The organism is Psychrobacter sp. 72-O-c (assembly GCF_904846605.1).
In the GTDB taxonomy this organism is placed as follows: domain Bacteria; phylum Pseudomonadota; class Gammaproteobacteria; order Pseudomonadales; family Moraxellaceae; genus Psychrobacter.
Genome location: NZ_CAJHBI010000025.1, coordinates 40,929 through 50,384, shown reverse-complemented (window position 1 = coordinate 50,384; position 9,456 = coordinate 40,929). Strand labels below are relative to the sequence as shown.

Here is a 9,456-nt window from a genome sequence, read left to right as displayed (position 1 = left end):
TTGGATTTGTTGTTCTATATTGGTTTGGATCTGTTTAACCCGTCTTGCCAGACAAACAAAGAGAACGGTATATCAATTAAAACATGGCTTACTTGATAACTACCTCTGCGAGCAGCTGCGCTCGCCTGGGTTGTTGGTTGCGTAAGTCCTAATTATGATTGCCTAATTTGCTAATAAGGCAACTGTAGCAGTTTATTTTGGTAAAAGAGCCAAACGTATTGTCCCCGATATTTATAGTCGTGCAAGAGCAAAATTGCATGCATTAGATATCACAGACAATCTTGACGACTTGCGACTACCGCCGAGCAATCACCTTGAAAAATTAACAGGTGATCGTAATGGTCAATATAGTATTCGCATCAACCAACAATGGCGCATCTGCTTTGAATGGCATGATGGTCACGCTGAGAACGTCGAGATAGTCGATTACCACTAAGGAAACCCTCATGTCCATCACCATGCAAGAAGCTAAAAATATGGATTTTAGTGATGTTGCTGATACAACGTTATCTAACATTCCATTGTTAACACCGGGTGAATATCTCAAAACCGAATTCCTAGATGAACTGGGTTTATCAGCATATGCGCTTGCTCGTGCTACTCATATGCCTGGCTCACGATTGAGTGAAATCATCAATGGCAGACGGGCGATTACAGCAGATACAGCACTACGTCTAGCAAAATACTTTGGTATGTCTGCGCAGTTTTGGCTTAATCTACAAAGCCATTATGATCTTGAATTGACCCGCCAAGAAGTGGCAGACGATATCGATAATATCGAACCTTATGACATGGCATAGCTCATACCATAAGCTTTGCTGTTTGGCCTAACATTTCAGTTTACGCTGGCATAAAAATCTATAAATAACCTGCTTATCTAACTGCTAAAGGTTGCATGATGAAACTCGTTTATAAAATGAGCACGTCAGCTATCATGGCTGCCATGCTATTAACTGGTTGCTCTAACGTGAGTACCAACAGCGATACTAGCACAACGCCTGTGGTACAGGCAGATCAAACGGCACCTATCCCCCAAACTGGCTATCGTATCTGGTGGCTACTGCTCTGAACCGTTTTAAGTGTGCAAACGCATTTTCAACTAAGTGGCGAGCTTTGTACAAGTCCCAGTCCATATGATTGTTATCAGATTTTGTATTCTTTTTTCTAGGAAAATTATCACAGCTCCCTGCTTGATATGCTCTCGTAGCGCGTCAGAGTCGTAGCCTTTATCGGCACATAAAATATCCGTATCGCTTAAATTGATCTTATCGACTTATTACTGCGAAACTAGCGCTAATAAGCTTTGTAGACGGTGTTAGGCTTGCCAAAATAAGCGGGTAGATCACGCCAAGGACAACCGACACGCATTCGGTACAGTAAGCCTTCAAAGGTACGTCGAGGATTTCCTTTGTCATAGATGTTAAGTTCTAGTAGTATAGGTTTTAGTCTTGTCCAGTTCTCATCTTTGAGCATTGTACGAGGCATAGCGAACGGTATCTTTGTTGTGTGAGAACTCAAAGGTTACCGCTTCGCTATTTTTTTTGCCACTCATTTATTACTGTTATTTCACCAATGTTCAACAGACTCTAATGTAGTCAAAAAAGTATACAATTTATTAAATGCTGAAAATCCGGTAGACTTAAATGACCAAACCCAAGAGAGCGATTGTGAAACTATAATTATGGTTGCCGCTAGTAATAACCGAATTGAAACTGTGAAATACTTACTATCTAAAGGCGCTAATCCCAATTTGGTTGCTACGACTAACGATAAGAGTAAAGGGTCTTATAACCAAGGCGCTTATTCATATGCGTGTACACGTGGTCATGTGAAAATGTAAAAGCTACTGGCATCAAATGGTGCTATTAGACATCGTACTGGTAAGGCCAGCTGTGAATAAGCGTTTTAATGGCGTTAAAAAGAAGAGTTAATCATAAGGCTGCTAATATTAATAGTGGCCTTATTTTTTTGTTTAAATTTAAGTCAATATTCCAGCTATTAGCAAATCCTATTTAAAGGTGAGCAAGGAGAAGTAAGTGTCTGGGAGACACTTACCCGCAGCGCAAGGCGAAAAGCTATGCTTTGAGTGTGAACTGCTCATCTAAAATTGGCATGATTACCCAGATAATGACGTGCTAATTAGGGCTTTCTACCCAAACCTATCTTCACATTTGCCAGTAATAATCCTGACAAGATCAAGATCATCGCCAACATCTTCCACCATGTCACCACTTCCCCTGTGAGCAGCACTGACGTTACCATACCAAATATCGGCACCAGTAGAGCAAACGGCATAACTTTGGAGGCAGTATTTTGACTAAGCAAATGCGCCCACAATCCAAAGCCAATAAGGGTTGAGGTGTACACGATAAATCCAAGCGCCAGCCAAGACTTGAGCGATGCCTCCGTAAACGTCGCCAACTGCCATGCGTCGGTCTCAAATATCAGAGAAGATAGGGTCAAAATCACACAAGCGATCAGGCCGCCCCATACCACCAGTGCTAGAGAAGACAACGCGGATGCCTTATTCTTCCCAGTGGTAGGCGAGACAATAGACACGCCAGATCTCTGCTGCGTTGCCTTTATGGCGGCTTGCATTGACGCCTGCTTTGATGCGATGTTGCCAAAGCTCCAGCCTATTGCCGCAATTAAGATGCAGACAAACCCAACCAAAGGCATGTCACCGCCAAGATTTAGCACGATCACGCCTAGCCCTAGCACGCCGACTAGCATACCGACAATCTGTATACGACTCACAGCCTCCCCCAAAATGACATACGCCAGCAATACGGTGATAAAAATCTGAAGTTGTAGCACTAGCGCCGTCAACCCTGCCGACGCACCCAAATGCATGGCGGTGAATACAAAGGCATACTGCATAACAAACGTACCGATGGCATAGATAAATAACGTACGGTTAAACTTGGGTGGCTTGAGAAACAAAACCAGTGGCACGGCTGTAAAGAAAAAACGTAGGGCAGTGAGCATCAGCGGCGGAAAGCTTTCAAGCCCCCACGCAATAAAGGTAAAGTTCACGCCCCAAATAAAGGTAACTAATACAGCTAATGCGGTGTGTAAAGGGGTCATATAGTTGGCCTAGAAAATCATGACTAATTAGTACATTTATCAATTGGTTGGGTTATAGTGAATTTCATATAACACTGATACGGTATTAGCCTCCCTCACAGTATGAGCTATGCTGGAGAAACCGTAGAGGTAAACCTGGTAAACTAACGACTCGACCAGGAGTTTACCATGACTAATAAAAAGCAGAGCTATAGTACGGAATTCAAAGCAGAGCTATAGTACGGAATTCAAAGCAGAAGCAGTCAAGAAGATAGCAGACAATAACGGCAATCTGAGTGCAACTGCTCGGCAGTTAGGAATAGCAATGTAAACGTTATCTAATTGGCAGAACAAAACCAATCAAGGCAAGCTCAAAGGCACAGAACAATATGATCCTGAGCTTATGGCGGCTCTTGGAGAAATAAAGCAGCTCAAGCGACAGCTTAAGGTAGCCGAAGAGGAAAGAGAGATATTGAAAAAGGCCACCGCGTACTTTGCCAAACACAGCTCGTGAAGTACGTTTTTATAAAAACCAATCGGCAGATCTTTACCATAATAGGCATGTGCAGAGTATTAGCTGTCAAACCATCAAGCTACTACGACTGGATAAATCGCAGCATCAGTAATCAGCAGATCCATCGCAATCAGTGTGAGTTGCTAGTCAGAGTAGCTCATGATGAGACTAAACAGCACTATGGCTGTGAGCGACTACATGCTCACCTTGCAGAGCAAGGCCATCATATCAGTCAATACTGAGCGGTGATGTGAGACGAGGGTATTCTGAACATTTGGGAAATGTTCAGCTCGTTGCAAGGGGAAATCTATGATTTTCCTATTCTAATCTTTAGCAAATCCTATTTAAAGGTGAGCAAGAAGAAGTAAGTGTCTGGGAGACACTTACCCGCAGCGCAAGGCGAAAAGCTATGCTTTGAGTGTGAACTGCGCCCCTAAAATTGGTATACAATTTTTTAACGGTGCTCATAAGTCACCTGAGCGGTGATGAAGACATGTTGTAAGCCTTTTAGATAGTAGTTAATTTTCTAAGTCACCTGAGCGGTGATGTGAGACGAGGGTATTCTGAACATTTGGGAAATGTTCAGCTCGTTGCAAGGGGAAATCTATGATTTTCCTATTCTAATCTTTAGCAAATCCTATTTAAAGGATTTACTCTTGCGCATCTAAAATTGGCATGCAATTTTTTAACGATGCTCATAAGCCACCTGAGCGGTGATGAAGCTCATTTCGCTATAATCCTTTTATTGGTTATGTTTTCTAAGTCACCTGAGCGGTGATGAAGATCTATCGTAAGTCTCGTCCTGCATTTGGCCATTTCTAAGTCACCTGAGCGGTGATGAAGATTATTGATAAAACAGCGTATGACAAGCAAAATTTCTAAGTCACCTGAGCGGTGATGAAGGAGATTTTGGGTGCGGGTGTCGATTGGGTCATTTTCTAAGTCACCTGAGCGGTGATGAAGTCGCAGTGACCAAGGCAGGTGATTTTGTCATTTTTCTAAGTCACCTGAGCGGTGATGAAGCCGTGTGCATAGTTCAAATACCAACCATGCACTTTCTAAGTCACCTGAGCGGTGATGAAGTTAAGTTGTTGGTTTTGGAGTAGAGAGCCGCATTTCTAAGTCACCTGAGCGGTGATGAAGAAGTATGGCTTTACGGGTAATGATGTCAATCATTTCTAAGTCACCTGAGCGGTGATGAAGGCTTCGAGCTTCCATCTTGGTAGTGCCTTGCTTTTCTAAGTCACCTGAGCGGTGATGAAGAGTAGTTTCTTGATTGCGTGCTGTAAGCAGCCTTTCTAAGTCACCTGAGCGGTGATGAAGAGACACTAGATGACATGATGGCGGAGCTGCAATTTCTAAGTCACCTGAGCGGTGATGAAGGAGCTCAATACTTCGGTTGCACTGGCTGTAATTTTCTAAGTCACCTGAGCGGTGATGAAGGTCGAAATCGTTATTGGTTTGATGATGAGTATTTTCTAAGTCACCTGAGCGGTGATGAAGTTGTCAGCATCGTGCCTGTCCAGTGCTGTATTTTTCTAAGTCACCTGAGCGGTGATGAAGTTTGGTTACGCACAAGCAGACCCAAATACTCTTTTCTAAGTCACCTGAGCGGTGATGAAGATGTCCGGTGGCTTAATCGTGAAAGGTACGGATTTCTAAGTCACCTGAGCGGTGATGAAGGAAGTTTATTCAGCGGCTACCACTCGTGACCATTTCTAAGTCACCTGAGCGGTGATGAAGATACACATTGATGCTGTGCTGTTCTGCACACTTTTCTAAGTCACCTGAGCGGTGATGAAGTTATTTGCTTTGACATAGCTTATGCGACCACTTTTCTAAGTCACCTGAGCGGTGATGAAGATCTCATACCGATCAAAACTATCAACCACATATTTCTAAGTCACCTGAGCGGTGATGAAGCATAGCACCAAGCGTATGACTGTCAGCATCAGTTTCTAAGTCACCTGAGCGGTGATGAAGGGGTAAGTTTGCGGTGATTATTACTTATTTGATTTCTAAGTCACCTGAGCGGTGATGAAGGATAACCTGCGCGTGCAAATGGCCCATCATCATTTCTAAGTCACCTGAGCGGTGATGAAGAGCCTTCAGAAATTCTATTATCAGATGATGGTTTTCTAAGTCACCTGAGCGGTGATGAAGGGGTTCGAGTCCTTCATGGCATACCAATTATCTTTCTAAGTCACCTGAGCGGTGATGAAGCGTCCGTCACGCCACTGGTTGACGTGTAAAGGTTTCTAAGTCACCTGAGCGGTGATGAAGAGCAAGACTGATACCGTTTACCGCGCATTTAATTTCTAAGTCACCTGAGCGGTGATGAAGCCTCTAAGCTGGCTTTCAAGCTTTTGCTTAATTTTCTAAGTCACCTGAGCGGTGATGAAGTATTTGCTAAAGTATTTATTGGGACGTTTACATTTCTAAGTCACCTGAGCGGTGATGAAGTGGTGGTGGTGCTGGTGGTTCGTGGGGTTCTATTTCTAAGTCACCTGAGCGGTGATGAAGGCACGTCTTTAATCTGCGTGCTGCTTAGCTCATTTCTAAGTCACCTGAGCGGTGATGAAGCACCAACGATCACTAAGTCACCATCTTGTATCTTTCTAAGTCACCTGAGCGGTGATGAAGGGTTAAGTGATGTTATTGATTCGGGCAACAATTTTCTAAGTCACCTGAGCGGTGATGAAGTCTAATAACGTGCGCTGCTATCTTGTCGTAATTTTCTAAGTCACCTGAGCGGTGATGAAGCATTTAATTCACGTATTGCTTCACAAGCTACATTTCTAAGTCACCTGAGCGGTGATGAAGAGGGTTTACAGATTGATCGTGCAGACCGTGACTTTCTAAGTCACCTGAGCGGTGATGAAGCGCACACTAGGATTAACCGGCACACAGTATCATTTCTAAGTCACCTGAGCGGTGATGAAGTCAACTGTCTAGTATCAATGTCAACGTATCGTTTTCTAAGTCACCTGAGCGGTGATGAAGCTGGGGTTTTTTGTGTGCTTGTTTTAAATTAGTTTCTAAGTCACCTGAGCGGTGATGAAGACTTTGCCCTCTATAGCTGTCAGCATTGAGCTTTTCTAAGTCACCTGAGCGGTGATGAAGATACGTTTTCCGCTGCGACCGGGTCAAATGCTTTTCTAAGTCACCTGAGCGGTGATGAAGCCAAGATTGTTGGTGCTGGTGGCGACACATTATTTCTAAGTCACCTGAGCGGTGATGAAGACTTATCTATTGCTGCAAAGTTAATCCAATCCTTTCTAAGTCACCTGAGCGGTGATGAAGTTACACGTGTAGGATTTAAGCGGGATTAATTGTTTCTAAGTCACCTGAGCGGTGATGAAGACCAATTGGGATTGGTCATGTCAGTTCGATGATTTCTAAGTCACCTGAGCGGTGATGAAGGATAAGGGCGCAGAACGATTAAAACTTAATATTTTCTAAGTCACCTGAGCGGTGATGAAGACGTCTGTTATCAATACTAAAATCTCTAGCTATTTCTAAGTCACCTGAGCGGTGATGAAGCAGGATCAGCCTCACTGCTGCCATACTTGGTATTTCTAAGTCACCTGAGCGGTGATGAAGAAATACAAGTGTTGGTGCATCTCTTGCTCTTTTTTCTAAGTCACCTGAGCGGTGATGAAGAGCCCCTTGGTCATCATAGCGCCATCAACACGTTTCTAAGTCACCTGAGCGGTGATGAAGCTTACTCCTTCGACCGCTTAGGCATTGCCAGTTTTCTAAGTCACCTGAGCGGTGATGAAGGAGTAATTTATGATCACTAAGAGAGATATCGTTTTCTAAGTCACCTGAGCGGTGATGAAGTTGCGAACACGCGTAAAGGCGCTAACTTCTGCTTTCTAAGTCACCTGAGCGGTGATGAAGCCACCGCTGTACTGATGCTAAGAAAGTCAGAATTTCTAAGTCACCTGAGCGGTGATGAAGACTACATTAAAAGAGAATTACAACCACGCGCTTTTCTAAGTCACCTGAGCGGTGATGAAGATGACTGATCTATAAATGTTCTTTCAAATATCTTTCTAAGTCACCTGAGCGGTGATGAAGAGTAATCGAAAATCAAGCGCGTTATTTTTTAATTTCTAAGTCACCTGAGCGGTGATGAAGAACAGTAGTACTATTGATAGCGCGTTCGATTATTTCTAAGTCACCTGAGCGGTGATGAAGCTACAGTCTTTGAGTAGCTTTCCGCTGGTAGTTTTCTAAGTCACCTGAGCGGTGATGAAGACCACGGCATCACCGCTCAAGAGTTGGTTCAATTTCTAAGTCACCTGAGCGGTGATGAAGCAGAAGCAAGTCTATTAGCAAGTGTAGCTGATTTTCTAAGTCACCTGAGCGGTGATGAAGCTTCAACTTCATTTACGGCCTTTAGAGCAGATTTTCTAAGTCACCTGAGCGGTGATGAAGGCGTAGCGCTTCAGTAGCTTCTTTTTCTCTTTTTTCTAAGTCACCTGAGCGGTGATGAAGGAAACTCTATCGTTTGACTATTCATCACTGACTTTCTAAGTCACCTGAGCGGTGATGAAGTTCAAGCTGAATCTTGGTAGTTTCTACTTGCTTTTCTAAGTCACCTGAGCGGTGATGAAGGCGGTAAGAATGAGCCTTGCAGTGTTTATTTGTTTCTAAGTCACCTGAGCGGTGATGAAGTTTCTAATTATTGATTGCACATATTTTTTGTTTTTCTAAGTCACCTGAGCGGTGATGAAGCTTGCATAGCCTTTAGATCGTCGGATTGCAGCTTTCTAAGTCACCTGAGCGGTGATGAAGACATTGCTCTAGCTTGTTCTGCCATCGCTCATTTTCTAAGTCACCTGAGCGGTGATGAAGAACTATACAGCCTGAGAACCGTAAACGCTCATTTTTCTAAGTCACCTGAGCGGTGATGAAGAGACGCAAAATAACTTTGATCGCAAGTACAATTTTCTAAGTCACCTGAGCGGTGATGAAGATTCTTTGTATGCTGAATAACTGTCTTCCATGTTTCTAAGTCACCTGAGCGGTGATGAAGGCTTGATATAAAAACCGCTACTTGTAATCAGTTTTCTAAGTCACCTGAGCGGTGATGAAGGGTTTGGTGTTTTGGTTTGGTGATAATTGGCATTTCTAAGTCACCTGAGCGGTGATGAAGGACATAAAAAAGCCCACGCTATTACTAACGTGTTTCTAAGTCACCTGAGCGGTGATGAAGCGTTAGTCTTACCTGCTACCCAGCCCTTCGTATTTCTAAGTCACCTGAGCGGTGATGAAGTAGAGCGCAAATTTTGGGAACTTGAGGTTGTATTTCTAAGTCACCTGAGCGGTGATGAAGCGTGATGGTGAGATCGAGCCAAGACGTAGTGATTTCTAAGTCACCTGAGCGGTGATGAAGCACGCCCACATACCAACCGCAGTGACTCATTCTTTCTAAGTCACCTGAGCGGTGATGAAGGATGGCGCATACTTCGGATCTCGACTATTCATTTTCTAAGTCACCTGAGCGGTGATGAAGAGAGCAGGAGCTAGGCAGCAAAGAAGCTTCATTTTCTAAGTCACTTTTTGCATGACGCGACAATGGGAGAGGTAGTAGATATTGGCACGTTTTGAGTGCAAGATTGTCTTAAGGTCTGAGCTGTCAAAAGCATTGTTGGTATAAGGATTACTAGGCTTTGCCACGTTGACTCCATAACCAAACGCTAACGTATACGCTTGATGTTGTATAATAAGGTGATGGGTTTGTTTTTTTGACAAACTTTTATGTTTGACTCAAAAACAACAACCAATTAATGTCTATAAAATTACCGTCTAATACCAGTGTAAGAAACCAATCAATAAAAAACAAGGGTCGAGTCTATCACGACGAC

4 protein-coding genes, 5 pseudogenes and 1 CRISPR repeat array are annotated in these 9,456 nt (G+C 43.5%); of the genes and pseudogenes, 5 read left to right on the top strand and 4 right to left on the bottom strand.

Annotated elements, in window-relative coordinates; genetic code table 11:
* Positions 1–211: 211 nt before the first annotated feature.
* The 3 genes and pseudogenes from JMX97_RS10035 to JMX97_RS10025 all read left to right on the top strand — a co-directional run.
* Positions 212–436 (top strand): annotated as a pseudogene (locus tag JMX97_RS10035) (type II toxin-antitoxin system RelE/ParE family toxin); the annotation flags it as partial.
* A 10-nt stretch (positions 437–446) separates the two neighbouring features.
* On the top strand, positions 447–800 hold the full coding sequence (locus JMX97_RS10030; RefSeq protein ID WP_201557723.1) for a HigA family addiction module antitoxin: 354 nt from the start codon (positions 447–449) through the stop codon (positions 798–800).
* A 98-nt stretch (positions 801–898) separates the two neighbouring features.
* Entirely contained in the window at positions 899–1,069 is a 171-nt protein-coding gene (locus tag JMX97_RS10025; protein ID WP_201557735.1) for a hypothetical protein, read from the top strand.
* Here JMX97_RS10025 and JMX97_RS14040 read toward each other — a convergent pair.
* Both JMX97_RS14040 and JMX97_RS14035 read right to left on the bottom strand, forming a co-directional pair.
* Positions 1,047–1,130, bottom strand: a pseudogene (locus tag JMX97_RS14040) (IS5/IS1182 family transposase); the annotation flags it as partial. The gene JMX97_RS10025 and the pseudogene JMX97_RS14040 sit on opposite strands and share 23 nt — an antisense overlap.
* A 166-nt stretch (positions 1,131–1,296) precedes the next feature.
* Positions 1,297–1,485: pseudogene (locus JMX97_RS14035) on the bottom strand (transposase); the annotation flags it as partial.
* A gap of 49 nt (positions 1,486–1,534) precedes the next feature.
* On the opposite strand from JMX97_RS14035, the gene JMX97_RS10015 reads away from it, so the two are divergent.
* Positions 1,535–1,840, top strand: coding sequence for an ankyrin repeat domain-containing protein (locus JMX97_RS10015; protein ID WP_201557725.1), 306 nt, complete (start codon positions 1,535–1,537; stop codon positions 1,838–1,840).
* 299 nt (positions 1,841–2,139) lie between these two features.
* Here the strand turns inward: JMX97_RS10015 and JMX97_RS10010 are convergent, their stop codons facing one another.
* Positions 2,140–3,087 (bottom strand): EamA family transporter, encoded by a 948-nt coding sequence (locus tag JMX97_RS10010; protein ID WP_201557722.1) that lies wholly within the window; start codon positions 3,085–3,087, stop codon positions 2,140–2,142.
* A gap of 190 nt (positions 3,088–3,277) precedes the next feature.
* Here JMX97_RS10010 and JMX97_RS10005 point away from each other — a divergent pair.
* A pseudogene (locus JMX97_RS10005) lies at positions 3,278–3,819 on the top strand (transposase); the annotation flags it as partial.
* 454 nt (positions 3,820–4,273) lie between these two features.
* Positions 4,274–9,104: a CRISPR direct-repeat array (repeat unit 28 nt; unit sequence TTTCTAAGTCACCTGAGCGGTGATGAAG).
* A 44-nt stretch (positions 9,105–9,148) separates the two neighbouring features.
* On the opposite strand, the pseudogene JMX97_RS14030 reads toward JMX97_RS10005, so the two are convergent.
* Positions 9,149–9,268: pseudogene (locus JMX97_RS14030) on the bottom strand (subtype I-F CRISPR-associated endonuclease Cas1); the annotation flags it as partial.
* Positions 9,269–9,456: the final 188 nt, after the last annotated feature.

What these genes read in the sequence shown, in the direction of transcription:
- JMX97_RS10025 (WP_201557735.1), top strand. Translation starts at nt 899, where the DNA reads ATGAAACTCGTTTATAAAATGAGCACGTCAGCTATCATGGCTGCCATG.
- JMX97_RS10030 (WP_201557723.1), top strand. Translation starts at nt 447, where the DNA reads ATGTCCATCACCATGCAAGAAGCTAAAAATATGGATTTTAGTGATGTT.
- JMX97_RS10010 (WP_201557722.1), bottom strand. Translation starts at nt 3,087, where the DNA reads ATGACCCCTTTACACACCGCATTAGCTGTATTAGTTACCTTTATTTGG.